The following is a 24,931-nucleotide window of genomic DNA, read 5'->3' on the forward strand; positions in this document are numbered from 1 at the left end:
TTGCTGCGGGCGCAGTGTGGAGGAGCGGGAAGGAGGCTGCCATGAGCAAGATCTTTCACGACATTCCGATCGAAAAACAAATCCTCAAGCACATGCACCACTGGGAAATGGTCCGCAATGAGTGGCTGCAGCAGGCAAAGTCCTCGTTGCAGCCGCCGCCGCAAACCTTCGGGCCCTATCTCACCATTTCACGGGAGCCGGGCAGCGGTGGCAGTGAGATCGCGCAGCGCCTGGCGGAGCGGCTGGGTTGGCAGCTCTACGACCGCGAGATCATCGAGGCGATTGCCAGCCGCACGCATGTGCGCGAGGAACTGGTGGCGCGCTTCGACGAGCATCATCAGAGCGCGATGGACACCTATTTGCGCAATCTCTTCACCGGCCAGCGCTTCGACAATACCCAGTATATTCGCCATCTCTCCCAGGTGGTGCTGGGCGTCGCCCAATTCGGCCGGGTCATCATTCTGGGACGCGGGGCGAATTACATCCTGCCGCCGGAGGCGGGGTTGCGCGTGCGCGTCGTCGCCCCGCCCGAAGTGCGCTGCCGGCGTGTGATGGCGGAACTGCACAGCGACGAGAAAAAAGCCTGGGAGATGATTGCCGAGGCGGACCGGCAGCAGCGGGAATTTCTGCAGCATCATTTTCACGCCCGGGCCGATGATGCCCTGGCCTACGATGTGACGATCAACACCGCCCATCTCGACCTGGCGGCGGCGGCGGAATGGTTGCTGACCCTGGCAGGCCGCAAGCTGAAAGCACTGACGGCATGAGCCGCGGGGTCACGCCGTTGCAACGTTTCATTTCACCCTTCCGGGAGATTGGTTTGCCATGAGGCGCGCTGCCTATCTGGCGCTGCACACGAGCGGCGGGCTTGCCGCCCGCGCGGGCGTTGCAAATGCATTTGCATGATTGCACCTTGTGTCCGCGCCGCTGCCATGCCAATCGTGCCGCCGGCAAAATCGGCAAGTGCCGCGCCACCACGGAAGTGGTGATTGCCGGCGTCGGGCCCCATTTTGGTGAAGAACCGGAACTGGTTGTGGCGTGGGCGGCTCCGGCACCATTTTTTTCACCAACTGCAATTTGTGGTGCCTGTTCTGCCAAAACTATGAAATCCGCCACCTGAAAATGGGGCTGCCGGTGACCATCGAGGAGTTGGCCGGCCACATGTTGCATCTGCAGAGCCGCGGTTGCCACAATATCAATCTGGTGACGCCCACCCATTTCGTGCCGCAAATCGTTGCGGCGCTGGTGCTGGCGGCGGAAGGTGGTCTGCAGCTTCCGATCGTCTACAACTGCGGCGGCTATGAAGCCGTGGAAACGCCGCGTCTGCTGGACGGCATCATCGACATTTACATGCCGGATATCAAGTATGCCAATGATGCCAATGCCCGCCGCTTTTCCGGGGTGAAAGACTATTGGGAACATGTGCGGGCGGCGGTGTAAGGAGATGCACCGCCAGGTGGGCGATCTTGAAGTCAATCGGTATGGCGTGGCCGAGTGCGGCCTGTTGCTCCGGCATCTTGTCTTGCCGCACGACCTGGCCGGCTCAAGTGCGGTGCTGCGGTTTATCTCCGAGGAAATTTCGCGGGACAGTTACGTGAATATCATGGATCAGTACCGGCCCGCTTTCAAGGCGCATGGTCTGCCCGAACTGGCGCGCCGCATCCCGCCGTCTGAATATCAGGCTGTGATCCAGGCGGCCCGCGACGTCGGGTTGTGGCGCGGATTCGAAGCGTGAAGCGGCTGCCTCTGGCGGCTGTCTCTTTCTCACAGCAGCGGGAGGCCGGTGATTTCCACCTGAATTTTGCATGCGGGCTTGCTGTCGCCCGGAAGAAATGACGTGTTCGCAATGTGCCGACAATTATTCCGTTCGAAGTCAAGCAAGACTTTTTTCGAATGTCGAGCGGTCCTGACTTCGAAATTCGCCCGTTTACCAAAAGCGTCACGGCTTCCCTCCCACGAAAATGGACTGCCACGAAATGATTTTTTCCGTGGGATTTCTGCTTTCGTGGGCGGATTGTTTGTGTGTGATCCTGACACTGAGGGTTGAATCACCGTTGTGCTGCCTGAATTTTGCATGCTGGCTTGCTTTTCGCCGGAATCAATGTCGTGTTCATAAAACTCCGTGAGGAGTGAACTGTTTGTAGATATGGGCATCCTGCCTGTCCTTAAACTCCGCTGGGAGTGGCCTGTAGAATTTCCCATGATCTGGCGCGGTTTTTTGAGGAGAACCAGGCAGGTCATTCCTGACGGAGTTGTGAGAAATGCAATATACAGCTTCACTAAAAAGTTCACCCCTGGAGGAGTCGACCGCACGTTTGTCGGAAAAATTTTTTATGCCCCTCTCTCGGGTGATTGGCCATCGCGATCACAGCGGCGTTTTTCGCGAAGGAGATCAATCCGGGTGCAAAATTCAGGTTGCAAGAGAAGGGAGAGAGCGATTGATTCGATCGGTGTTTTCAGCCCGCGCTCACAATTCCGGCGTCTCAGGCGTTTGGCATCTCACGAAAGAAGGTGAGTGGTCATGAAGATCAAATCAGAAATGGAAGCGCTGTTGCAGTATCAACCGGATCCCGATCATCCGGTGCTCAGTGTCTATCTTCAGCAGGATCGCTCCCGCGGGCGGGAGGCCGTGCCGCAGATGCTGCTCGAGCTGAAGCAGCACCTGCGGCGGGTCGAACAACGGCTGGCGAAGGAGGCGGTCAGCGGTTTCCATGACAACGTCAGCCGGGTCTGGCGCTTTTGGGAGGAACACCAACTCTTCCGTCAAAGCCTGGCCCTTTTCAGCAACACCGCCCGGGGATTCTGGCGCGAATATCAGTTCAACGTGCCGTTGCGCAGCGGGGTGTGGTGGGAGCCGGCGCCGCATCTCAGCCCGCTGGCCGAAGTCCTGCACGAGTATGAACGCTTCGGTGTGATTCTCACCAATCGCACGCACAGCCGTCTCTTCACCGTCTTTCTTGGGGAAATTGAGGAAGCCCGGGAGGCTTTCGCCGCCGCCGAGGTAAGACACATCAAAACGCCGGCGCGGGATCAACTGCGCTCCCAGCCCGCCAATCAACGGCATGCGGATATGCACGCTCTCTGGCACCTGAAGAACGTCGCCGACCAGATGGATCGCCTGGCCGCCCAATCTGCATTCGACCGGCTGGTGCTGGCCGGCCCGCCGGAGGTGACCGGCGAATTGCGCCGGCTGCTGCCCAAGCGCCTGCGCTCGCGCGTCATCGCCCTGTTGCATCTGCCCGTTACCGCCAGCCAGCAGCAAGTGCTCGAAGAGACCCTGCGCATCGAGCGCGACATCGACACCGCCAGCAAGCGCGAAATGATAACCGAGCTGGTGACGGCGGCGGCCAAGCAGAATCATGCGGTGCTGGGGCTGGCCGCCACTTTGCACGCCCTGCAGGAAGGCCGGGTCTGGCACTTGATTTATGCGGAGGGTTTCACGGCTGCGGGCAGGGCCTGCCCGAATTGCGCCGGTTTGTTTGCGGACCAGCAGGAATCCTGCGGCTACTGCGGCACCACGCTGCGGCCGGTGGATGATTTGATCGAGCGGATGGTCGAGCGCCTGCTGGCGGCCGGCGGCATGGTCGAGCGCGTGCGCAGTGGCATCGCCCAGGAATTGCAGGCGGCCGGCGGCATCGGCGCGTTTCTGCGTTTTTGAAAACTGGCGGGATTTCGTCTTTCGAAAAGCCCCGGGCGCCGGCAACCCCGGGGGGTCCGCGTAACGAAGGAAGGCAACAATCAAAGATCAATTAACGAGGTGGCTATGCATCTCAACTCCAATTTCAAAGATGAGCTGGTGACCTTCATCCGCCGCACCTCGGTCGAGCTTCCCGAGGATGTTCTGGCCTCGCTCACACGCGCGGCCCGGGCGGAAGAGCCGGACTCCGCAGCCGCCAGCGCCCTGCAGACCATTTTGCAGAACGTGCACATGTCCGGGGAACGCACCACGCCGATTTGCCAGGACACCGGCACGCTGATTTTCTACGTGGATTATCCCACCGGCATGTCGACCCTTCCGCTGCGCCGGATGATTGAAGCCGCAGTGGCGGAGGCCACGGCCAAATCTTTTCTGCGGCCCAACGCGGTGGACTCGCTCACCGGCAAAAATTCCGGCAACAACCTCGGCCGCGAGTTTCCCGTCATCCATTTCGAGGAATGGCAGCAACCGCATGTGCGCGTGCGGCTGATGCTCAAAGGCGGCGGCTGCGAAAATGTCGGGGCACAATACAGCCTGCCGAACACCAGGCTGAACGCCGATCGCGACCTTGCCGGCATCAAGAAAGTCATTCTCGACGCCGTTTTTCAAGCCCAGGGCAAAGGCTGCGCGCCCGGCATCCTGGGCGTGGGCATCGGCGGCGACCGTGAAACCAGCTACAGCATTTCGAAAAAACAGTTCTTCCGCCGGCTGGACGACCGCAATCCCAATCCGGTGCTGGCGGAGATTGAAGACGAGGTGCTGGCCAAAGCCAATCAACTCGGCATCGGGCCGATGGGTTTTGGCGGCAAAACCACCCTGCTGGCTGTGAAGGCGGACTGGGCCCACCGCCTGCCCGCCAGTTTCTTCGTCAGCGTGTCCTACATGTGCTGGGCTGACCGCCGGCGCACCCTGATTGTCCGCGACGGCCAGGTGGAAATTCATTGAAACAGGCAGCGGGCCGAAAGGATGGAAGATCATGATTCGACTTTCGCTTCCGACCACCGATGCGGAAATCGCCAAACTCCGGGTCGGTGATCAGGTTTTGTTGCGCGGCACCCTCATCACCGGCCGCGACGCCGCCCATCACTACATCATCGAAAACTTCATCAAACGGGAACCGCCGGAAAACGAGCGGCAGATGTATGAGATTCTCCGGCGCGCGCTGGCGGGCAATGTCATTTATCATTGCGGCCCGGTGGTGGCAAAAGAAAACGGCAAATACAAATTTGTGGCCGCCGGTCCCACCACCAGCATTCGCGAGGAGCCTTATGAGCATCTCGTCATTGAAAAATTCAACGTCAAAGGTGTGATCGGCAAGGGCGGCATGGGTGCCAAAACGCTGGCGGCGTGCCGGAAATACAAGGCGGTTTATTTTCATGCAATTGGCGGCGCCGCGACGTATATTGCACAATCCGTCAAGGAAGTGATCGACGTCTACAAGCTCGATCTCGGCGTGCCTGAGGCCATGTGGCTGATTCGCGTGGAAGACTTCCCCGCCGTGGTCACCATGGACAGCCACGGCGGCAGCCTGCATGCCGAAGTCGAGGCGCGGTCAAAGCAGAAGCTGGAAGAATTGCTGGCCACCATCAAGTAAGCACAAGCGAGGAGCAACATGAAAAATTTTCCCCCGAGACGGGTGAGCTGCCTGCTGGTGTTCGTGCTGTTGCAATCCGCCCTGCCGCAAACTGCGGATCTCGATTTGTGGCAAAAGTATCGCACCAGCCGTGCGGCGCGCAAAAGTGAGCAGGCGGCGCTGGCCAAGCGCCTGCTTGCACCACCGATGACCGCGAATCCGCAGACGGCACAATGGGATGCCGTGTTCTATGACCTGAATCTTGTCTTGTCGACGGCGCCCTACAATCTCGCGGGCACGGTGACCGGCGTGTTTCGCAGTCAGGCCGCCAATCTCCAGGCGATCACGCTCGATTTCGACTCGCGCGAAGATCTCACGCCATGGCAATCCCTGCAAGTCACCGGCAACGTCAGCAATTGGTCGCATGCCAATTGGATGTTGACCGTGCAGCTCGACCGGCCCTACAATCCTGGAGAAACCTTTCAGATCACCGTGCACTATGCCGGCGTGCCGCGCGCCGGCGGCCTCAAGGGATTCGGCTTCGACAAGAATCCCTACGGCGATCTCGTGATCTCGACGTTGAGCGAGCCCTATTTGGCGCGCACCTGGTGGCCCTGCAAAGATGATCCCGACGACAAGGCGGACTCGGTGCGCGTCGCGGTCACCGTGCCGCAGAACATGCTCGTCGGTTCCAATGGCCTGCTGGTGGCGGAAACCAACAATGGCAATGGCACCAAAACCTTCGTGTGGAAGGAAAGCTATCCCATCACCACCTACCTGGTTTCCCTGGCGGTTTCCAACTACGCCACCTTCTCCGAACAATGGGAATACGCCCCCGGCAAATTCCTGCCGCTGGTCTACTATGTTTATCCCGCGCAATTGAGCGCGGCGCGCACCGCTTTTGAAAAAATACCGGAGATGCTGCGCGTCTATTCCGGCCTCTTCGGCGAATATCCTTTTCTCAGGGAGAAATACGGCCATGCCGTGTTCGAGTGGGGCGGCGCGATGGAGCACCAAACTTTGACCAGCATTGGCGGGGTCGGCACCAACTGGGAATACACCTACGCGCACGAACTGGCGCATCAGTGGTTCGGCAATCTCGTCACCTGCCAGAACTGGGGCGACATCTGGTTGAACGAAGGCTTTGCGACTTACTGCGAAGCCTTGTGGGTCGAGGCCACCAAGGGCATGAAGGCCTACCATGACTATCAAAATCTCGCGCTTCCTTCCCTGCCATATTGGGGGCGCGATCCCATCTACCGCTACGACACGCGCGATCCCTGGTACATTTTCCACGGCACGGTCTACGACAAGGGGGGCTGGGTGCTGCACATGCTGCGCCGTGTCCTGGGCGACTCGGTCTTTATGAAGATTTTGCAGGAATATCCCAATGATCCGGCGTTCAAATTCAAAACGGCGGCCACGCCGCAATTCCGCGATTTCTGCGAAAAGATCAGCGGCAGGGAGCTGGATTGGTTCTTCCAGCAGTGGATTTACGAACCCTATTATCCGGTGTATGAATGGGGCACGGCCGTCCTCTCGTCCACGGGCGGCAGCTCCCTCTTCATGAAGATCGAGCAAACCCAGTCGCGCGTTTCCGCCGAATATGACCACCTCTACAAGATGCCGCTCGAGGTGGAAATCGTTTTTCTGGATCGCACCACCGAGCGCTTCACGGTGTGGGATTCACTGCAGGTGCAGACATTCGAATTTCCGCTGCGTGCCTCGCCGGCAGCCGTGCGCCTCGATCCGGATAATTGGGTGTTGAAGGAGGCGCGCCGGGTGCAGCTCACGGACATCGAAACGCCGGCCGGAGGTGCGCCGGTGTTCCAGCTGTGGCAGAACTATCCCAATCCCTTCAACCCCAGCACTGTCATTCGCTACGAGCTGCCGCAATCCGCCGCGGTGGAACTGGCAATTTATGATGTGCAGGGCAAGAAGATCTATGCCTTCTCCACGGCCGTGCAGGCAGCGGGCAGTCATGCCGTGACGTGGGACGGCAAAGATCAAGCAGGCAACCAGGTGGCCAGCGGCGTGTACGTGTATCGCCTGAAGATGGGCGGACAGGTTCGGGTGAGAAAGATGATTTTGTTGCGGTAGGGCGTCGTGTACTGCACCCGATTCGGCGCACAAGCAGTATGCGGACGTATGCGTTGACGCAGAAGGCACGTAAGGTTGTAGCGCATGCCAACTTTTTGGCAGAAGAGGTTCTGGACCAGGTTTTCAGACAAGCTGAAAACTGGAGCCGTTTCACGGCAGCCTCTGTCTTTGACAGGATAACAGGACTTGCATGATTTCTCTGAAATCTTGCAAATCCCGTTATCCTGTCGAAAAGCAACTCCTTTGAGAATTGCCCCTGTTGAAAATTGAAGCCCTGGAACGGCACAAATACTTTTGGCGGAATGAGGGCGTGACAGAGTGATCTCAGATCATTATTCTGCCGAGAACTTTCAGAATTTTTTTCTGAATTAGGTTGACTAATCTGCCTATGATGCCGATCAACCGCAGCCTGGGGTTTGAAGTGCTGGGCATTGTTGCCCTTGCCATATGGCCGTTTTCCGCGGTTTTTGCCCAGCTCGAGCCGGATCCTTGGTCGCAGCGTTGTGCGCCGTTTGTGCGAGACCAGCGGGCAAGGCCAGAATATCCCTGGATCATCGACAAAGCCAGAGAGCAAAAGGACGTTTTTGCCCAGCTGGACAGCAACCTCACGCTTATCGGCTTATGGCCGTGGGGGACGTGCACCGCCGTGGCGGCGCGAGAGCATTATGCTTTCATCGGCAATGGCAGTCTCTTTCAGGCGTTTGATCTTTCAAATCCCGCCCAGCCGGAAATTCTGGGTGAAGTGTTTTTGGGCCAGTCCCTGGCTTATGATATCAAGCCAAAGGAAATTTTGCCTTTGTTGCGGATGGCAATTTGAAAGTCATTGACATCTCCGATCCGGCTCGGCCACAACGCGTTGCCGCCTTGTATCTGCCGGAAACTTTCGCCGTGCGCATTTTGATTTCTGGGAATTATGCCTACATCGGCTCATTGGGCGCGATTGTCTCTATCGTCGATATTTCCACGCCAACTTCGCCTTTTGTCAAAAATACTTTTCGGCTGAGCGATGATTTCGTTAAAAACATGGCGATCTATGAGTCGTATCTGTATATCAAAACCGAGCACCCGATTGCTCCGATTTACATCCATGACGTTTCCGATCTTGACAATCCTCGTTTGGCCCGGTGTAGTGCACCCCATTTATGCAACCTGGCACGACAATACGCCGGGCAACTACGAAATCTATTATCGCGTGCGCACCGGCAGTTCGTGGAGCGCCACGCAAAACCTCAGCAATAGCCCGGCCTCGTCAACCTATCCTTGTCTCGGCGGACCAGTGAACAACGCGCCGGTAGCCTTGTGGGTTGAAAATGTCAGCGGCAACAATGAAATCAAGTATGCTTGGGTTGGTCAAGCCAGCAGCGGGCTTCTTGCCACAACGCCGGGGCCGTCTTCATATCCGACGTTTACCACACGCAGCATTGCTGGTGGCACACGCATTTTGGGATTGTGGACAGAAGGCTCAGCGTCACCCTATTTCATCCAGGACAGTTTTGTTGATCTGGTGCCGTTGGCCAAGCCATGGGTGGAGGAAGAGCGGCATGCTGGCGTGCCGCCGGCATTTGTCCTGCATCCGAGCTATCCGAATCCATTCAATCCCGCCAGCACGATTCAATATGATCTGCCCGAGGCAGCGCTGGTGCAGTTGGTGATATTGAATATGCTCGGCCAGGAAGTCGCCCGCTTGGTGGAAGGCTGGCAGCCGGCCGGCCGTTATCAAGTGAACTGGAGAAGCGGCGGGCATCCCAGCGGAGTCTATTTCTGCCACCTGCGCGCCGGGGAGTTCGTGGCAACGAGGAAGATGAACCTGTTGCATTGAGACCTGTTGACTTGCACCGTCTCGCATTCAAACAACGAAAGGAAAGCCTATGAAACTCTTGCGCATCGCGCGTGTGCCGCCGGTAGTGGTGTCGCCCGCGGACACCGTGCAAACCGCCGTGGAGAAGATGTGTGATGTTGGCGTCGGCGCGGTGGCGGTCGTGGATCAAGCCGGCCGGCCGGTGGGTATTTTCACTGAACGCGATCTCATGCAGCGCGTGGTGCGACCGGGCCGTGATCCGCATGAGACGCACGTGGAAAAAGTAATGACCCGTGACCCGGTGGTGGCGCCCCAGGAAATGGAAGCCAGCGATGCCTTCGAATTCATGACGGAGAGGAATCTTCGCCACCTGCCCATTACTGATCATCTCGGCAAACTGCAGGGCATGCTCTCGGTTCGCCATCTCATGCGGCACATCGTCGAGCATCTCTCCCACGAGCTGGAGGGCCTGAACGCCTATCTCGGCGCGGATGCCCCGGGAGGGGATTGACCCTGCCAGCGGGAGGCGGGCGCAGGAAGCATGCGGCTGGTGGCAGTTGACAAATGGCACGCTGCAGGTTGTGGCGGGGTCGCTTTCTGAAGATCGTCCGAGGCTCCGGAACCCCGCACCGCCTGCGGCGCCGGAATAAATTTTTGCGGAAGCCCAACACTCAGAAAGGAGCATCGCCATGCCGACGTTGCAAACCTTGAAAGCGCATCTCGATGCGCAGCGCATTCCTTATGAAATTATTCACCACCGCCGGGATTTTACCGCGCAGGAAACCGCCGCCCACACGCACACGCCCGGCCGTCTGTTCGCCAAAACCGTCATCGTGGCCGTCGACCACAAATACTGCATGTTCGTTTTGTCCGCCAATGATCACATCGATCTGGAGAAGGTGCGCCAGGCGCTCAAGGCCGGCGAGGTCCGCATCGCCACGGAAAGTGAAGTGGCGCATGTCTGCGAGGATTGCGAGCCGGGCGCCATGCCACCCTTTGGCAACTTCTATGATTTGCCGGTTTATGTCAGCCATAAACTCACGCAGGATCACATGATCACCTTCAACGCCGGCACACACGAGGAGGTCATGCGGCTGCTCTATCAGGATTATGACAAACTGGTGCATCCCCGGGTGCTGGATTTTACCGTCGCCCACTGATCCCATCCGCCCATGGTCGGGCGGCGGCCAATCACCATTCCCCGGGTAATCCCGGATCATGTTCTCTACCCATGGAAAGGAGGTGGCTGTCATGCCGACCTATGAATACCGCTGCCAGGACTGTGGCCATCAATTCATCGAGGTGCTGCGGCTGGAGGAGCACGACAAGAAAAAGCCGGAATGCCCGAAATGCAAAAGCAAAAAGGTCGAGCAAATGCTCTCGAGCTTTTTCGCCAAAACCTCCAGCAAGACTTGAAACGAGGGTGCTCTTATGAAAAATCACGTCAGGACGCTCGGTGGGCTCTATCTGCTGTTCGGCTTGTTCGGGCTGGTGGTGGCATGGATCAAGTGGCAGGCGCTCGCCGGCCATATGCCGGTGGTGGGAAAGATCAGCATACTTTCCAGCACCAGCGGCTTCACCGGCGTGATCTCCTTCATGTTTGTCATCATTGCGCTGCCCGCGCTGGTGGCCGGCTTCGCCCTGCTGAAACCACGTGCCTGGGCGCGAATCCTGGCGCTGGTGACCGGCTTTCTCTGCCTGGTGATTATTCCGCTCGGCACCGCGCTCGGCATCTATGCCATCTGGGTGTTGACCAACGAAGAAGCGCGGCGGGTGTTGGACTCGGATTCCGTGAAGGAAGCGGAGCTGCCGAGGGTTTTCCCACCCTATCATTGAGCGTTGCGCGCGATTGCCCCGCCGGCGCAACGGCCGGGCGGTGGCGTCGGGTGCGATTACCGATGCCCCCGGCATCGCACGCAACACCGGGCCATTCCTGCGGACCGCGCACCTTTTGCGAACCGCCCAAACACACCTGGATGAGGGGTGAAGGAGACGCTCATGGCAAGCTTTGTCGAAGTCCTCGCAAACCGCTCCCGCCACACGCGCACGGTCGCGCGCTGCCTGACCGTGCTGTGGGCCGGTTGGTGGGTGTTGCTGGGATTGAGTTCGGGTTTCAGCGCCGGCGTGCCGCCGGCAAAAGTCCTGCTGCACCTCGCCATTCCCGGCTTGATCTTTTTGCTCACCGCCGCCATTGCCTGGCGTTGGGAGCATCTTGGCGCCAGGTTGCTGTTATGGGAAGGCGTGCTCATTTTCGCGTTTTATCCGATCATCACCTGGGGCGCCACAACTTTGGCCGGCGCCCTGCTGGTCATCTTCACCATGGCACTGCCGCCGTTGCTGGCGGGCATTCTCTTGCGTGAGAATTGGCATCGCGCACGAATCCTGCGCCTGGTGGCCAACCGGCTGCTGTAAAAGTTTGGCAAAGGTCCCGAGTTTTGCCGGAGGTGTTTTCGCACACAGAAGCCGTGAGAAGACAAGTGCCTGCAGGTCATGAGCGCGAGGCTGGTGCTCCGGTGCCGCCAGCCATTCCCCGGGGCCTTTTGCCATCCGCTGGAGTTTATGTTTGGCCTTGCGCTTTTGATTTTTTCGGTTATATTGTCGCCAGCTTACACGGGTAATCCCAACGCCATCCCGGTTGGGATAGGAAGCCGGTGAAAAACCGGCGCTGCCCCGCAACTGTAAACAGCTACGAAAGTCGCACGAAGCCACTGCCCTGCCGTTCGGGGTGGGAAGGCGCGACGAGTAGGTTTGAAGCTGCAAGCCAGGAGACCTGCCCGTGGAATACTTCGAGGGAAGAGTGAAGCTCTTGAGATGGAGGCCAGCGCGCCGCCCGCTTTTTCCATGGGCGAACGCGACAGGCTTCCCGACCAACCGGCATCCCAACTTCTTTTCCCCGGAGGTTGGGTTTTTTATTTTATAGCCCACCTCTGCCTCCTGGCATTCCACGGCAGCATCCCTTGCGCTTCCCAAAATTTCCCTGCATGCCAGCGGTGATGCGATCATTCCCAACCACCACAGTCTTGCTTTTTGCACTCGGCGCGCTTGAAGTCGCGGCGGCGCAAACAACGGTGAAAATCGCCGGCCGGGTGTTGTCTGCCAGCGGAGAGCCGTTGCCGGGCGCCCACGTTTGGGTGTTGCCTTCCGGCATGGGGGCGGTCGCGGATGCCAGCGGCCATTTCGCGATCGAAAATTTGTTTGCGGGTGAGTATGACGTGCAGGCGAGTTTTGTGGGCTACGAACCGCAAATCCGCCAGGGGGTGGTGGTGCAAAAGGATTTCGTCACCACCGTCGATTTCAAACTGCAACCCAAAATCATCACCCTCGATGAGATTGTGATCGAGGCGGCAGCCGACCAGTCGGCCCTCAGCGCGTTTCAGCATAAAATCACCGCCGCGCAAATGCAACAAAGCGGCGCCCGCAATGTTGCTGAGTTGTTGCGCACCATGCCCGGCGTGGACATCAGCGAGGAGGCGGGAGGCAGTGGCCGCAAAAGAATCTCCATTCGCGGCAGCAATCCCAGTCAAGTATTGGTGCTGCTCGACGGTGTGCCGCTTAACGATCCGCTGACCGGCGAGGTCGATTTGAATCAAATCCCCCTGGCCGGGGTCGCAGAAATTCGGGTGTTGAAAGGCGGCCACAGCAGCCGCCATGGCAGCGGCGCGTTGGGCGGAGTGGTGGAAATCAGTTCGCAGCAAACGCCCCGGGATGAAATCCGGGTGAGCGGCCAGTTGGGTGAATATGGCGCCCGGGGCATCCGATCTTCGCTGGCGGGAAATTTCCGCAGGCTCAACGCTTTTTTCAGTTTTGAAAACCTCGCAGAAGAGGGGGACTATCCCTACGCTTACCAGCGGCCGGACGGCACCACGGTTGAGGAAACCCGCCTGAACGCCGGTTTTGTTTCACGCAATTATTCGGGCAGGCTCGGCCTCGACCTCACGCCGCATTCCTTCCAATTCCACGCTCATTTGCATCGCTCGCAACGCGGTCTGCCCGGACTGGTCTTTGCCTGGACGCCTTATGCCGAAGCGATGACTGATCGTCGCATTTTGCTCGGCCATTACAATTTCCGGAGCCGCGCCTGGCACGGTCAACTCCTATTGTCACAACACCTCAACGCCACCGAATTTCACAATGCGCCGCCGCCGGACGCGCCGTTGCGGTTTCGCACGGTTCCGCCGTATCACACCAAGTACCGCATCCTCTCCCACCGCGCTGCCTTCGAGACCACCCTGCGATTCGGCCAGGGACAGGCCATTTTCCTTCAAACCTCCCTGCAAAGGGATGATTTCAAGGATGAGGATCTACTTTTTGGTTCTCCCGGCCCGATCCGGCAAACCAGCAACCTGGCCGGCAGCATGGCGTTGCGCAGCGAATGGCAATTGCCCAAACCGGAATTTTTGACCCGCCTGACCTTGACCCCGGCTGTGCGTTTTGATTTCATCTCCTTCAGGAATGGCGCACGGACGCGGAACGACCGCCAAACCAGCCCCAACCTCGGGCTGCTGATTTCCCGAAATCGGCGCTGGCTGGTGAGCTTCCGCGCCAATTGGGGAGCATCATTTCGCGCACCGACTTTTGCCGATCTTTTCTATCAGGATTTTCGCGTGCGCGGCAATGCCAATTTGCTGCCGGAAAAAAGCCGGGATGTGGATGCCGGCCTGCAACTGGGATTGCCCTGGCTGGGCCGGCTCGATCTGTCCGGGGGCTGCTTTCGACACGAACTTGAAAATCTCATCGTCTGGGAGTTGGGCTCTTTCGCCACATGGCAGCCTTCCAACACCGCCGCGCTTTTGCAAGGCTGGGAGTGGGAGGCCTCCTGGCAAACCTGGCAAAATCGCCTCGCGCTGAACCTCAGTCAGGTCATCCTGCACGCGGTGGACAAAAGCGGCCGGCGCACGACTCATGGCAAGCGGCTGACCTACCGCCCCGAACATTCCACCAAAGCCGGGCTGGAGATGCATCTCAAAAAAATCGTTTTGACTTACCACAAGCGCCTGGTCGGACCGCGTTTCGTCACCCCGGCGAACACGGTGAGCCTGCCGGCTTATGACGTGGATGATGCGACGCTGCTGTTCAAACAGGAGTGGCAAAAACTCGAGGTGAATTGCAAAGCTTCGGTTTTCAACCTTTTTGATGCCGCCTATGAAATCGTCGAACGCGCGCCGCTGCCCGGCCGCCACTGGCGGGTGGAAGTGGAACTCGTTTACTGAACGCCGATCATCTCCAACCCGGTGCCATATGCCAGTACAATATCCCAGCCGCATTGTTTGTCTGACGGAAGAGACCACCGAAACCCTCTATCTGCTCGGCGAGGAAAAAAGAATCGTCGGCATCTCGGGCTTTACCGTACGACCGCCGCGCGCCCGCCGGGAAAAACCCAAAGTATCGTCCTTCACCAGCGCAAAAATCGACCGTATTCTGGAGCTGCGGCCGGATTTGGTCTTCGGGTTTTCCGATCTGCAGGCTGACATTGCTGCCAGTTTGATCAAGCATGGCGTCCCCGTCCTGATTTTCAATCAACGCTCGGTCGCGGAAATTTTGAGCATGATTTTGATGGTGAGCGCCCTGGTGGGTGCGCCCGCGCGCGGGGAAAAACTGGTCAGGCAACTCGAAGCAAATCTCGCCGGCCTCCGCCAGCAGGCGGATCGCTTTCCGCACCGGCCGGTGGTTTATTTCGAAGAGTGGGAGGCGCCGATGATCACGGGCATTCGCTGGGTGGCCGAGCTGATCGAGATCGCCGGCGGCCGGGAGTGTTTTCCGGAATTGTCGCGACAACCCGCTGCCCGCGAGCGCATCATCAGCGACCCTGCCGAAGTGATTCGGAGAAAGCCCGACATCATCATCGGCTCGTGGTGCGGCAAAAAATTTCGCCCGGAAAAAGTGGCGGGCCGGCCCGGGTGGCATGAGATTCCCGCCGTGCGGGAGGGACAATTATTCGAGATCAAATCGGCGGATATTCTTCAGCCCGGCCCCGCCGCTCTCACCGACGGCGTCGCACAATTGTTCCAAATCATCTCGCGCTGGCAAAAAATGAAAGCCTCGGCGCATTGAGGCAGAAGCTCCACCCAATCAGCCACGGTCCCATCGCTTTACTCACAACCGCCCGAACGCTGACGTTGCCGGGCAAACACGAACCAAGCAAAGGAGAGCATCATGAGAAAAGCAGCCCTCGCCGTGATGGCCTGGACACTCTGCATTGGCATTCCCGCCGCTTGGGCGCAGAACACGCCCAGGACGCTTTACGTGCTCAACGGCCTGGGGCGGACCCTGTCGAAAATGAATCTGGAAACCGCGGAAATCACCAACAATGTCGTGGTTGTTGGCGATATTCCCAGCCGGGTTTATGCGCATGGCGATAAAATCTACGTGGTCAATTCCACGCCGCCCGGCCTCACGATCATTGATGGCCGCACCGATGCCGTGCTCGGGACCATTGCCCTGGCGGAAGGCAGCAATCCCTGGGACATGGCTTTTGTCGGCAGCAACAAAGTGTACGTCACCAATCTGCTGGCGAATAATGTCTCGGTCATTGACTTGACCACCGGCCATGAATTGAAGACCATCCCGGTCGGCGAGGGCCCGCAGGGCATTTTGGTGGTCAACAACACGGCCTATGTCACCAACACCGGCGGCTACCCGGATTACAGCCCCTCCACCGTTTCGGTCATCGACATCCGCACCGATCAGGTAACCAAGACGCTCAGCGTGCCGCTGAATCCCCAGGATTTGGCCGTCGCGCCCGATGGCAACATTCACGTGGTCTGCACCGGGAATTATGCCGGCGTCAGCGGCAGTGTCGCCGTCATCGATCCGTTCGGCGATTCCGACTATACACCGCTGGTGGTGGATACCGTCCAAATCGGCGGCACGCCCGGCGACATCGCGATTACGACCGAGGGGGTGGCCTGGCTGCCGGATTTCGGCGACAGCCGCAACGGCTTTCTCTACTCATATGACGCCTTCACGTTGCAGGTCTCACACAACGCCTCCAACCCGGTGTTGGTTGGAAAGGGCGCGATGAGCGTGTTCTTCGATGCCCCGGCCGGCGCTCTTTACGTCGGCAATTTTTCCGACGACACCGTGCAGCTTTTGCAGGCCGACAGTGGTGCGGTTTTGAATACCTTCGGTTTTGGGGATGGCGTGCAGCATATGGCCGTGCTCGAACCGATTACCGCCTCCGACCCCTGGGCCGATGCGGTGGTCTCCTTCAAGCCCGGGCCGGGCGCCGGCTTCGGCCAAAATTTTTTCCCGGATAACGTGCTGGGTCCGCCGGATCCGGATCCCACCCTCACCCCCGCCAACCCCAGCGCCAAACCGCAGGAACTGCTCTCTTTGGGAAACGGCGGCGAGATCATCCTGGATTTTACCGACAACTACATTGTTGATGGTGCCGGCGTGGATTTCACCGTTTTTGAAAATTCTTTCTACATTGCGGGCGATACCACCCAGCCGTTTATTGAAGCCGCGTTCGTTGCCGTGAGCATGGATGGCTGGAATTGGGTTGAGTTCCCGTGGGATACAACCACGTTCGCCGGGTTCGCCGGCGTGACGCCGACAAAGGACAACCAAAACCCGACCGATCCGCGCGTCTCTGGCGGCAATTCCTTTGACCTGGCGGACATCGGGCTGCCGTTCGCAAAATTCGTCAAACTCACCGATCTCGGCAATCTGAAAAAAGAAGGTCCATTCAACGGCGATTTTGATTTGGACGCAGTGGTGGCGGTCAACAGCATGCCGGGGCAGCCCACCGCGGTGGCTGAGCCTGCGGGTGCGCAGCCGAACAGCTTTGCGCTTCTCCCCAATTATCCCAACCCATTCAATCCGGCGACCACGATTGCCTTCCGCGTGATGCGCAAAGCGCGGGTGCAAATTCGAATCTTCAACCTGAGCGGCCGGTTGGTGCGCGAGCTGGTGGATGGGGAGTATGTGGCCGGCAACCACGCCGTACAATGGGACGGCAAAGATATGCACGCCCAAAACGCCGCCAGCGGAATTTATTTGTGTGAAATGAAGGCCGGTAATCTTCGCCAGGCCAGACGCCTTACTCTGCTGCGCTAGCGGGTCGTTCTTTGCCGGCAAGGCAATGCTCATAAGCCGCGCATCACGAGCCGGCACACAGCTTCTTACGAAAGTGGAAATTCTCACGCACGGAACCGCGAACCCCTTTCGGTATTGCCTCGGTGCTGGGGGGAGCGGCGCCAGTGCAGTCATCCTGACTGCACTGGCGCCGTCTCGTGGTGCTGCCTCGAGAGGAGAGCGGGGGACAACCGGCTGTTCCGCCCGGGACGCCCTGTTCATACCTGAATTTTGCACCCAGATTGATCTCTTCCGCGAGAAACGCCGCTTTGATCGCGAGCGCCAACCACCCAGGGGGTGTGGCATAAAAAATTTTTCCGACAAACGTGCGGTCGACTCCTCCACGGCTGAACTTTTTAGTGAAGCTGTATATTGCATTTCTCACAACTCCGTCAGGAATGACCTGCCTGGTTCTCCTCAAAAAACCGCGCCAGATCATGGAAAATTCTACAGGCCAACTCCCAGCGGAGTTTAAGGACAGGCAGGATGCCCATATCTACAAACAGTTCACTCCTCACGGAGTTTTATGAACACGACATTGATTCCGGCGAAAAGCAAGCCAGCATGCAAAATTCAGGCAGCACAACGGTGATTCAACCCTCAGTGTCAGGATCACACACAAACAATCCGCCCACGAAAGCAGAAATCCCACGGAAAAAATCATTTCGTGGCAGTCCATTTTCGTGGGAGGGAAGCCGTGACGCTTTTGGTAAACGGGCGAATTTCGAAGTCAGGACCGTTCGACATTCGAAAAAAGTCTTGCTTGACTTCGAACGGAATAATTGTCGGCACATTGCGAACACGTCATTTCTTCCGGGCGACAGCAAGCCCGCAGGCAAAATTCAGGGGGGAACTGTGGAGGCTTTGCCGCCTGATGAAAGTTGACGATCAAAATACGATGACAAAGCCCTGTGATGCACTGCCTTGCCTTGAAGCCTTCTCATGCATCCGCGTTACAACGCCGGAGTGACCAACTGTTTCTGCCGCCATCACCTCTTCGCAAGAGTGCGAAAGCCCCCCTCTTTATTTCCCAAATTTGCAAAGCGCAGACAGGCGACTTTTTGCACGCGGCGATTTGAGCCGGCGATCCTCATAGAAATATACAGACTTAAAAACCGTGCGATTGTCGCGCGCCACCCCTGTTTTCGGCATATTGTTTGAGATTGAAAATGAGAGATCATCCGACTCAAGCGTACATGGCCACATGACTGTTCTTTGCATCTGATGAACTCCGACAGGAGTGAGATGGTTATAGCTAAGTGCCGTTCGCCCAAATGAAACCCCATCGGGGTGACATGTGTATCGTGCCTCCTCATTGATCTCATCTTGAATTGAATGCAAACGCCGTTACATGTCACTCCTTAAGGAGTTTGAAGTTGGAGGTGTTGACAATTACTCTAAACATTTCACCCCTGGCGGGGTTGGGCCGTTCGCTATCACGTTAGGGCAAGTGACTCTCAGCAGAGAAGGCACGGAACTGATTTTGCGATTCTTTTCATCTTGTTGTCGCAAAATGTACGCAAAATTCGGATGATCCAAATGATCTGCAGGGTTTGAAAAACTGTTCGGGCGCCGCCTGATTGGCGGCGGCAAAGGTGGTGACCAACCGGAGCACGTGATGAAGACGTCTCCAGAAAAGCCGGCAGAAGGGCCGAATCGTGCGCCTCGCAACCAGCAGCCACGCCTGGTGGGTTTCCTGTGTATGAATGGGTCCCAGGTGTTTTATGACGTCTCCAACCCCGCGCGACGAAAGCTGCCGGCCGGTTTTACCGGCATCGCGGTGGAGTGCATCTCACAGGTGCACGCGCGCGAAATTTTCAAAGCCCTGCGCTTCGGTGCGGAGGGCGTTTTGCTGGCGGCCAGCCCGCAATGTCCGTGTGGACATGACGAAAATGAAATCCGCCAGCATGTGGCAGAATTGTACCGGGCGTTGGCAGGCTATGACATCGAAGCCAGCCGCTTGCGGCTGGAGTGGATTTCGACCGCGGAGGAACACAAGTTTCTGCAGACCGTGAATGAGATGATGTTGGGCTTGCAACAGTTGCCGCCGTTGCAGCTCTTTAAAGAACTGGGCAGAAATCTCGCTTATTGCGGATAAGGGCATGTATAAAATTCTGCAGGTGCAAAGCCTGGCGCCGGGGATCAAACGTCTTGAAGTCGTGGCGCCGGAGATTGCGCGACACCGCCAGGCCGGGCAATTCGTCATCCTGCGCGTGCACGAGCAGGGCGAGCGCATTCCCAGCACCATCGCCGATGCGGATGTCGGGCGCGGCACGATCACGCTGATCGTGCAGGAGGTGGGCTGGACGACACGCCTGCTGGGTCAAAAGCGAGCGGGAGATTTGCTGCCGGATGTTTGCGGCCCACTCGGTGAGCCAACCCAGATCGCAAATTTTGGCCATTGTGTGTGTCTGGCCGGCGGCGTGGGGGGTGCGGAGATTTATCCCGTGGTCAGGGTCCTGCGTGCTGCCGGCAATCCCGTGACGGCCATCATTGGCGCGCGCACGCGTGCCTTGCTCATTCTCGAAGAAGAGATGCGGGCGGCCGCGTCCCGCCTCCTCATCACCACCGATGATGGCAGTTACGGCGTTCACGGCCTGGTGAGCAAACCGCTGCAGGAGATGCTGCAGCGGGGCGAGCATATCGACCGCGTTTTTTGCATCGGCCCGGTGCCGATGATGCGTGCGGTGGCGGATGGCCCCGGCCGTTTCGCATCCCCACCGTCGTGAGCTTGAATCCCATCATGGTGGATGGCACCGGCATGTGCGGCGGCTGCCGCGTGACGGTTGGCGGCAAAGTCCAGTTTGCCTGTGTCGACGGCCCGGATTTCGATGCCCATCAGGTGGATTTTGACGAGCTGGTGCGGCGGCAGGGCATGTATCGCAGTGAAGAGCGCATCATCCTGCAGCGTTGCGAAGCAGGCAGATGGTGAGAGCGGGCAGGGATGGTCTGGCATGATTGTCGGGAATTTTCTGTGCTTTTTGCAACCAAGCGTCTTGCCGGGGTGCCGGCGGAAAAGTACCGACTCTCCCGGAACTAACCCCATGTGGACGAGCCACAGCCAAAAAGATTTTATTCGACGGGTTTTTCTATCTGTTGGAAAAATCCTTGCTTTTTTTTGCAACGAATCAATTTCCAAGTGACCAATCCCTTCAACCCGGCGACCGGGATACGGTTCGCAATTCCACGGCGGGAACAGGTCACAGTGAAGGTTTTCGATGTGTTGGGCAGGGAGGCGGCGGTGGTGGAGGGTGAGCTGAGGCCGGTGCGCATGCGCTGGCCTGTGAGGCCCGCGATTTGCCGAGCGGGGTTTACGTCGTCAGCATGAAGAGCGGAACTTTTTGCCAATGAATCAAAATGCTTTTGGTCAAATAATCTCCCGTGGCAGGCGTCATGGCAAAGACGATCATTCCCGCGAGAACACCGATGCCCGAGCAGGCGCCGCAGCGCCGCCTCCACAACTTTGAGGAAGTCGCACTCGGCTACAGCGACGATCAGGCGGTGCGCGAAGCCCGGCGCTGCCTGTAGTGCAAGAAGCCGGTTTGCATCGCCGGCTGTCCGGTGGGGATCGACATACCGGCGTTTGTTGACCGGGTTGCGCAAGGTGACTTCCTGACTGCCGCGGCAATCATTCGCAGCAAGAACGCCCTGCCCGCAGTGTGCGGCCGCGTTTGCCCGCAGGAGAACCAATGCGAGCTGGCTTGCCTGATGGGCAGGAAGTATCAGCCCTCGCCATCGGCCGCCTCGAACGTTTTGTGACGGACTACGTTCGAGAGCAAAGCAATGGCCTGCCTGCGATCCGGGTTGCAGACAGGAAGAGCATGGCGGTCGCGGTGGTCGGTGGCGGCCCGGCGGGTCTCACCGTGGCCGGCGAATTGATCCAGCTCGGCTATCGCGTGATGGTGTTCGAAGCGTTGCACAAGCCGGGCGGAGTGCTGGTCTATGGCATACCCGAATTTCGTCTGCCGAAGGCGATCTTGCAGGCGGAGGTCGATCAGCTCGCCGCGCTGGGAGTGGAGTTTCGCACCAATCATGTTGTCGGCCGCACGGAATTGGTGGATGAGTTGCTGGGACGTTATGACGCTGTGTTCATCGGCACGGGCGCGGGTTTGCCCTATTTCATGAACGTGCCCGGCGAGAATCTCAACGGGGTTTACTCGGTGCATGAATTTCTCACGCGCCTGAACCTCATGCGTGCCTATCGCTTTCCGGAATGGGACACGCCCATCAAAGTGGGCAGGGCGGTGGCGGTGATCGGCGGCGGCAACACTGCCAGGGATGCGGTGCGCACTGCCAGGCGCACGGGCGCGGAACATGCGTATTTGATCCATCGCCGCTCGCGCACCGAGCTGCCGGCGCGCACGGAGGAGATGCATCACGCCGAAGAGGAGGGCATTGCATTTCGCCTTTTGGAGGCCCCGGTGGCCGTGCACGGCGACAGCAGGGGCTGGGTTTCTCATATCGAATTGATCAAAATGCAACCCGGCGAACCTGATGACTCCGGCCGCCGCCGGCCGGTGCCGATCAAAAATTCGAATTATTCGCTTGCTGTCGATACCGTGGTCGTGGCCATCGGTCAGGGCCCCAATCCGCTCATTCCCCGCACCACGCCGGGATTGAAGACAGGCAAGCATGGCATCATCACCATCGATCCGGAAACCGGCGCCACCAGCAAGCCGGGCGTGTTTGCGGGCGGCGATGTTGCCACCGGCGGCGCCACCGTCATCCTGGCGATGGGCGCCGGCAAGAAAGCGGCCAAAGCCATTCACGAGTATCTGCGCTGAGTCCCGCAGAAGGCCATCTCCTCTTGGCGAAAGGATGTCTGATGGATTTTTTGAGTCTGCTGTTGTTCCTCATCGTTTATCTGCTGCTGCAGTTGGTGATTTTGCCCAAACTCGGTGTGCCGACCTGAATGTCGAGAGCGTGCGGCGTGGATCGTCGCAAACATTCCACTCCGGCCGAAAAACAGCGTGGGGAAGGCGAAGTGTCACGCTAGAGCCGGCGCGTGCAGAGATTGGTGCTCACACTGTCTGGCCTGCGAGGCGCGCTGACAAAAGGCAGGGCAGTCATCTGATGGCAAGCAGTACTGCACCCCGGCGGGGCGGGAGGGAATGGCGACTTCGGGATCAAACACGATAATTCTCCCATGAAAGTGAAGTCTCACGCAGAACCATTTCGTGTAGCAAGATGCGGGGGCATATGTCGCCCCGGCGGGTTTGTCTCGCGGAGGGAATTTTGATTTTGCAGAAGGTTTTCATACTTGACTGCCGTTTCTGTCCTTGCTAGGAACCATTCACCAAATGGAGTGCACGAGATGAGCTACTATTTCGCCAAGCAAACGCGCCTGGGTTTTGACGAGGCCATCGCGCGGGTGACCGAGGAACTCCAAAAGGAGGGCTTCGGCATCCTCACCGAAATCGACGTAAGGGAGACTTTGAAGAAAAAGCTCGATGTCGATTTCAGACGCTACAAAATTCTCGGCGCCTGCAATCCGCCCTTTGCATATCAGGCGCTGCAGGCGGAGGAACACATCGGCACCATGCTGCCGTGCAATGTCATCGTGCAGGAGAAGGGCGGCGGTGTCGAGGTGGCGGCGGTGGATCCGGTGGCTTCGATGGCGGCGGTGCGCAATGAACAGCTCGGCCGCATAGCAGAAGAAGTGCGCCGCAAGCTCGAGAAAATCATTCAAAATGTGTGAATCGTGACCGGGCCGGCATGCGGCTGCCCGGTCCTTTAATTTGGAGGCAGGCATGGACAAGCAGACCTTGATCGCCCGCTTGAATGAGGACCTGGCAGGAGAATTGGGTGCCATCATTCAATATCTTACCTATGCCGCCAAGGCGAGCGGGCCGTTCCGGCCGCAACTGTCGCAATTTTTCACCACGGAGATTGCCGACGAACAACTGCACGCCCAGTTTCTCGCCAACAAGATCGTGGCGCTCGGCGGCGAACCGACGACCACACCACGGCCGGTGCCGGCAGCGCACAACAATCGCGAGATGCTGGAGGCGGTTTTGGCTGCCGAACGCCGTGCCACCAGGGATTACACCCAGCGCGCACGCGAAGCCGAAGAGTTCGGGGACAAGGGACTCGTGGTGCAGCTTGAAGACATGGTGCGGGATGAAAGCGGGCATTCCGAGGAAACCGAGCGCATCCTGCGCGACTGGCCGTTGTGAGCAGAGAGTGGTGTGGCCGGCAACCGCAAACCATCCGCTGCAAATTTGCGTGCCATCCGGACCGGGCACCGGATGGTGACCGCGGGCACGCTCTCCCTGCTGCGGATGGTTTTCCGCCGGTCGCCTCAACAACCCGCCCGGGCTTTTTTCTTCTGGGCGGGAGGCAGCGAGACTTTGGGCCGCGCGCCGGCGGTGGAATCACGCGGGGCCGGTGCCATGCCGCCGCCGCCGAAATAGCCGGCAGCGCCCTTGCGAAATTCGTATTTGAGAATCTCGGCATCAGCCACGGCCTCGCCCGGCGGTGCGGGGTTCAAGATGGCTTCCGTCCAATAATTCAATCCTCCCAGCAGGACGTAGGTGGTGATTCCCAGCTGTTTGAGCAAGACCCACGCCTGCGCGGCATGCGTCCCGCCGTTGGAATAAAGCACCACCGTTTTGTCACCTGACATCTGCTGCAGTGCCTCGGCTTCGAACAGTCGGAGGAAGGGAATATGCACCGCGCCGGGGATGTGATACTGCGCGTAGTCCTCCGCCGGGCGTATGTCCACCACCAGCAAATCCGGTTTTTTGTCGATCAGCCAGGCGGCGAGCTCTTCCGCGGTGAGATGATCCTGTTCATTGATGATTGCCTCAGCCAACTGCTGCGGCGAGACCGCAGTGGCGGTGCGCAAACCCGCAGGTGAGAGCGCCAGCAGACCGCCGAGAATGATCAATAAAGCGGCGCCGAAGCGGCGATCGAGAAGAGTGTGCCAGTTCATATGGTTTGCTCCAATTGCAAGGCGGCTGCGGGAAGCTCCGGGTGCTGGTTGCGGCTGGCGGTGGCGGCCGGTTTGGCTTGAAATTTTCTTTCGAGCCATTCCGCGCCATAGAACATGCCCAGCGCCATCAACACCACCAAGAACGCCACCACGCCGGGACGGAGATTGAGCCAGTCACTCAGCGTGACTTCGCCGAGGCTGCCGCTTTCCGCGAAACCCTGAAAGGCGGGATAGGCCAGGCCATAGACCAGCATGCCGAACAGCGCGCCGGCGACGTAAAGCATGCCATCGAGCTTGCCGGTGGCACTGGCCACCAGCGAGGTGCCCGGGCAATAGCCGCCGATGACAAAGCCAATGCCCATGATGGCGCCGCCCATGATCTGCGGCCACAAGAAGGTGGGGTTGAGCGACACCTGCGTGAGATCGAGCACTTCCATCCAGTTGAGATACAGCAGACCCAGCATGGCCACCACAATGGCGGTGAACATGACTTTGAGCACGGTCATGTCGCGAAAATAGAATTGCATCGCCAGCTTGCGGCTGCTGCCAAAACCGGCACGCTCCAGCGTGAAGCCGAAGAGAATGCCGAGCAGGAAGGCGATGACGAAACTCGTTTGCTCGCTGAACGTATCCCCTCGGTGAACCACATCTTTCCTCTGGGTGAATCGCTGCGTATCTTTGCGCAAAATTCACCAGGAGGAGTCCCATGTGGTCTCGCAGACGGCGGGTGTGTCCCGCGGCGCGTCTTGCCCT

At 58.7% G+C, this 24,931-nt stretch carries 21 protein-coding genes, 3 pseudogenes and 1 riboswitch; of the genes and pseudogenes, 22 read left to right on the forward strand and 2 right to left on the reverse strand.

What is annotated here, in order from left to right:
* The first annotated feature begins 41 nt into the window (after window positions 1–41).
* The 22 genes and pseudogenes from ONB52_20235 (at window position 42) to ONB52_20340 (ending at window position 23,420) form a co-directional block, all read left to right on the forward strand.
* Complete coding sequence (locus ONB52_20235) at window positions 42–767, forward strand: cytidylate kinase-like family protein (protein MDZ7418463.1); 726 nt, start codon at window positions 42–44, stop codon at window positions 765–767.
* A gap of 58 nt (window positions 768–825) precedes the next feature.
* Window positions 826–1,735: pseudogene (locus tag ONB52_20240) on the forward strand (radical SAM protein).
* A 786-nt stretch (window positions 1,736–2,521) separates the two neighbouring features.
* On the forward strand, window positions 2,522–3,658 hold the full coding sequence (locus tag ONB52_20245; protein ID MDZ7418464.1) for a host attachment protein: 1,137 nt from the start codon (window positions 2,522–2,524) through the stop codon (window positions 3,656–3,658).
* A 105-nt stretch (window positions 3,659–3,763) separates the two neighbouring features.
* Entirely contained in the window at window positions 3,764–4,642 is an 879-nt protein-coding gene (locus tag ONB52_20250) for a fumarate hydratase (protein ID MDZ7418465.1), read from the forward strand.
* A gap of 31 nt (window positions 4,643–4,673) precedes the next feature.
* The gene (locus ONB52_20255; protein ID MDZ7418466.1) at window positions 4,674–5,291 is read left to right on the forward strand and encodes a fumarate hydratase C-terminal domain-containing protein; all 618 of its coding nucleotides are present in this window, start codon (window positions 4,674–4,676) and stop codon (window positions 5,289–5,291) included.
* 18 nt (window positions 5,292–5,309) lie between these two features.
* Window positions 5,310–7,370, forward strand: a complete 2,061-nt coding sequence (locus tag ONB52_20260) for a M1 family aminopeptidase (GenBank protein MDZ7418467.1) — start codon at window positions 5,310–5,312, stop codon at window positions 7,368–7,370.
* 388 nt (window positions 7,371–7,758) lie between these two features.
* Window positions 7,759–8,187, forward strand: coding sequence for a beta-propeller domain-containing protein (locus ONB52_20265; protein MDZ7418468.1), 429 nt, complete (start codon window positions 7,759–7,761; stop codon window positions 8,185–8,187).
* Window positions 8,184–8,609 (forward strand): hypothetical protein, encoded by a 426-nt coding sequence (locus ONB52_20270; GenBank protein MDZ7418469.1) that lies wholly within the window; start codon window positions 8,184–8,186, stop codon window positions 8,607–8,609. The genes ONB52_20265 and ONB52_20270 overlap by 4 nt, the downstream gene beginning before the upstream one ends.
* A gap of 37 nt (window positions 8,610–8,646) precedes the next feature.
* Complete coding sequence (locus ONB52_20275) at window positions 8,647–9,189, forward strand: T9SS type A sorting domain-containing protein (GenBank protein ID MDZ7418470.1); 543 nt, start codon at window positions 8,647–8,649, stop codon at window positions 9,187–9,189.
* A 49-nt stretch (window positions 9,190–9,238) separates the two neighbouring features.
* Window positions 9,239–9,679 (forward strand): CBS domain-containing protein, encoded by a 441-nt coding sequence (locus ONB52_20280; protein ID MDZ7418471.1) that lies wholly within the window; start codon window positions 9,239–9,241, stop codon window positions 9,677–9,679.
* A gap of 178 nt (window positions 9,680–9,857) precedes the next feature.
* Window positions 9,858–10,328 (forward strand): YbaK/EbsC family protein, encoded by a 471-nt coding sequence (locus ONB52_20285; protein MDZ7418472.1) that lies wholly within the window; start codon window positions 9,858–9,860, stop codon window positions 10,326–10,328.
* Between the two features lie 91 nt (window positions 10,329–10,419).
* Window positions 10,420–10,584 carry a zinc ribbon domain-containing protein gene (locus ONB52_20290; protein MDZ7418473.1) on the forward strand — a complete coding sequence of 55 codons (165 nt, stop codon included), beginning with the start codon at window positions 10,420–10,422 and terminating at the stop codon, window positions 10,582–10,584.
* A 15-nt stretch (window positions 10,585–10,599) separates the two neighbouring features.
* Window positions 10,600–11,004, forward strand: a complete 405-nt coding sequence (locus ONB52_20295) for a hypothetical protein (protein ID MDZ7418474.1) — start codon at window positions 10,600–10,602, stop codon at window positions 11,002–11,004.
* Between the two features lie 162 nt (window positions 11,005–11,166).
* Entirely contained in the window at window positions 11,167–11,580 is a 414-nt protein-coding gene (locus ONB52_20300) for a hypothetical protein (GenBank protein MDZ7418475.1), read from the forward strand.
* Window positions 11,581–11,763: 183 nt separating this feature from the next.
* Window positions 11,764–11,961, forward strand: a riboswitch (cobalamin riboswitch).
* Between the two features lie 200 nt (window positions 11,962–12,161).
* The gene (locus ONB52_20305) at window positions 12,162–14,378 is read left to right on the forward strand and encodes a TonB-dependent receptor (GenBank protein MDZ7418476.1); all 2,217 of its coding nucleotides are present in this window, start codon (window positions 12,162–12,164) and stop codon (window positions 14,376–14,378) included.
* 28 nt (window positions 14,379–14,406) lie between these two features.
* Window positions 14,407–15,219, forward strand: coding sequence for a cobalamin-binding protein (locus tag ONB52_20310; GenBank protein ID MDZ7418477.1), 813 nt, complete (start codon window positions 14,407–14,409; stop codon window positions 15,217–15,219).
* Between the two features lie 102 nt (window positions 15,220–15,321).
* The gene (locus ONB52_20315; GenBank protein MDZ7418478.1) at window positions 15,322–17,226 is read left to right on the forward strand and encodes a T9SS type A sorting domain-containing protein; all 1,905 of its coding nucleotides are present in this window, start codon (window positions 15,322–15,324) and stop codon (window positions 17,224–17,226) included.
* Window positions 17,227–18,862: 1,636 nt separating this feature from the next.
* Complete coding sequence (locus ONB52_20320; GenBank protein MDZ7418479.1) at window positions 18,863–19,342, forward strand: hydrogenase iron-sulfur subunit; 480 nt, start codon at window positions 18,863–18,865, stop codon at window positions 19,340–19,342.
* A 4-nt stretch (window positions 19,343–19,346) separates the two neighbouring features.
* Window positions 19,347–20,176 (forward strand): annotated as a pseudogene (locus tag ONB52_20325) (sulfide/dihydroorotate dehydrogenase-like FAD/NAD-binding protein).
* Between the two features lie 461 nt (window positions 20,177–20,637).
* Window positions 20,638–22,028, forward strand: a pseudogene (gltA, locus tag ONB52_20330) (NADPH-dependent glutamate synthase).
* A gap of 530 nt (window positions 22,029–22,558) precedes the next feature.
* Window positions 22,559–22,942: a DUF302 domain-containing protein gene (locus tag ONB52_20335; GenBank protein ID MDZ7418480.1), complete on the forward strand. Its 384-nt coding sequence runs from the start codon at window positions 22,559–22,561 to the stop codon at window positions 22,940–22,942.
* Between the two features lie 52 nt (window positions 22,943–22,994).
* A complete protein-coding gene (locus ONB52_20340) occupies window positions 22,995–23,420 on the forward strand; it encodes a ferritin-like domain-containing protein (GenBank protein ID MDZ7418481.1) in 426 nt (141 codons plus the stop codon).
* A 125-nt stretch (window positions 23,421–23,545) separates the two neighbouring features.
* On the opposite strand, the gene ONB52_20345 is transcribed toward ONB52_20340, so the two are convergent.
* Both ONB52_20345 and ONB52_20350 read right to left on the reverse strand, forming a co-directional pair.
* Window positions 23,546–24,178, reverse strand: coding sequence for a rhodanese-like domain-containing protein (locus tag ONB52_20345; protein ID MDZ7418482.1), 633 nt, complete (start codon window positions 24,176–24,178; stop codon window positions 23,546–23,548).
* Window positions 24,175–24,825, reverse strand: a complete 651-nt coding sequence (locus ONB52_20350) for a YeeE/YedE family protein (protein ID MDZ7418483.1) — start codon at window positions 24,823–24,825, stop codon at window positions 24,175–24,177. Before ONB52_20350 ends, ONB52_20345 begins: the two co-directional genes overlap by 4 nt.
* Between the last annotated feature and the right edge of the window lie 106 nt (window positions 24,826–24,931).

Source organism: candidate division KSB1 bacterium, assembly GCA_034506255.1.
GTDB lineage: Bacteria > Zhuqueibacterota > Zhuqueibacteria > Zhuqueibacterales > Zhuqueibacteraceae > Coneutiohabitans > Coneutiohabitans thermophilus.

Coding starts and splice junctions, on each gene's coding strand:
- ONB52_20235 (MDZ7418463.1), top strand. CDS start 42: ATGAGCAAGATCTTTCACGACATTCCGATCGAAAAACAAATCCTCAAG.
- ONB52_20245 (MDZ7418464.1), top strand. CDS start 2,522: ATGAAGATCAAATCAGAAATGGAAGCGCTGTTGCAGTATCAACCGGAT.
- ONB52_20250 (MDZ7418465.1), top strand. CDS start 3,764: ATGCATCTCAACTCCAATTTCAAAGATGAGCTGGTGACCTTCATCCGC.
- ONB52_20255 (MDZ7418466.1), top strand. CDS start 4,674: ATGATTCGACTTTCGCTTCCGACCACCGATGCGGAAATCGCCAAACTC.
- ONB52_20260 (MDZ7418467.1), top strand. CDS start 5,310: ATGAAAAATTTTCCCCCGAGACGGGTGAGCTGCCTGCTGGTGTTCGTG.
- ONB52_20265 (MDZ7418468.1), top strand. CDS start 7,759: ATGATGCCGATCAACCGCAGCCTGGGGTTTGAAGTGCTGGGCATTGTT.
- ONB52_20280 (MDZ7418471.1), top strand. CDS start 9,239: ATGAAACTCTTGCGCATCGCGCGTGTGCCGCCGGTAGTGGTGTCGCCC.
- ONB52_20285 (MDZ7418472.1), top strand. CDS start 9,858: ATGCCGACGTTGCAAACCTTGAAAGCGCATCTCGATGCGCAGCGCATT.
- ONB52_20290 (MDZ7418473.1), top strand. CDS start 10,420: ATGCCGACCTATGAATACCGCTGCCAGGACTGTGGCCATCAATTCATC.
- ONB52_20295 (MDZ7418474.1), top strand. CDS start 10,600: ATGAAAAATCACGTCAGGACGCTCGGTGGGCTCTATCTGCTGTTCGGC.
- ONB52_20300 (MDZ7418475.1), top strand. CDS start 11,167: ATGGCAAGCTTTGTCGAAGTCCTCGCAAACCGCTCCCGCCACACGCGC.
- ONB52_20305 (MDZ7418476.1), top strand. CDS start 12,162: ATGCGATCATTCCCAACCACCACAGTCTTGCTTTTTGCACTCGGCGCG.
- ONB52_20310 (MDZ7418477.1), top strand. CDS start 14,407: ATGCCAGTACAATATCCCAGCCGCATTGTTTGTCTGACGGAAGAGACC.
- ONB52_20315 (MDZ7418478.1), top strand. CDS start 15,322: ATGAGAAAAGCAGCCCTCGCCGTGATGGCCTGGACACTCTGCATTGGC.
- ONB52_20320 (MDZ7418479.1), top strand. CDS start 18,863: ATGAAGACGTCTCCAGAAAAGCCGGCAGAAGGGCCGAATCGTGCGCCT.
- ONB52_20335 (MDZ7418480.1), top strand. CDS start 22,559: ATGAGCTACTATTTCGCCAAGCAAACGCGCCTGGGTTTTGACGAGGCC.
- ONB52_20340 (MDZ7418481.1), top strand. CDS start 22,995: ATGGACAAGCAGACCTTGATCGCCCGCTTGAATGAGGACCTGGCAGGA.
- ONB52_20345 (MDZ7418482.1), bottom strand. CDS start 24,178: ATGAACTGGCACACTCTTCTCGATCGCCGCTTCGGCGCCGCTTTATTG.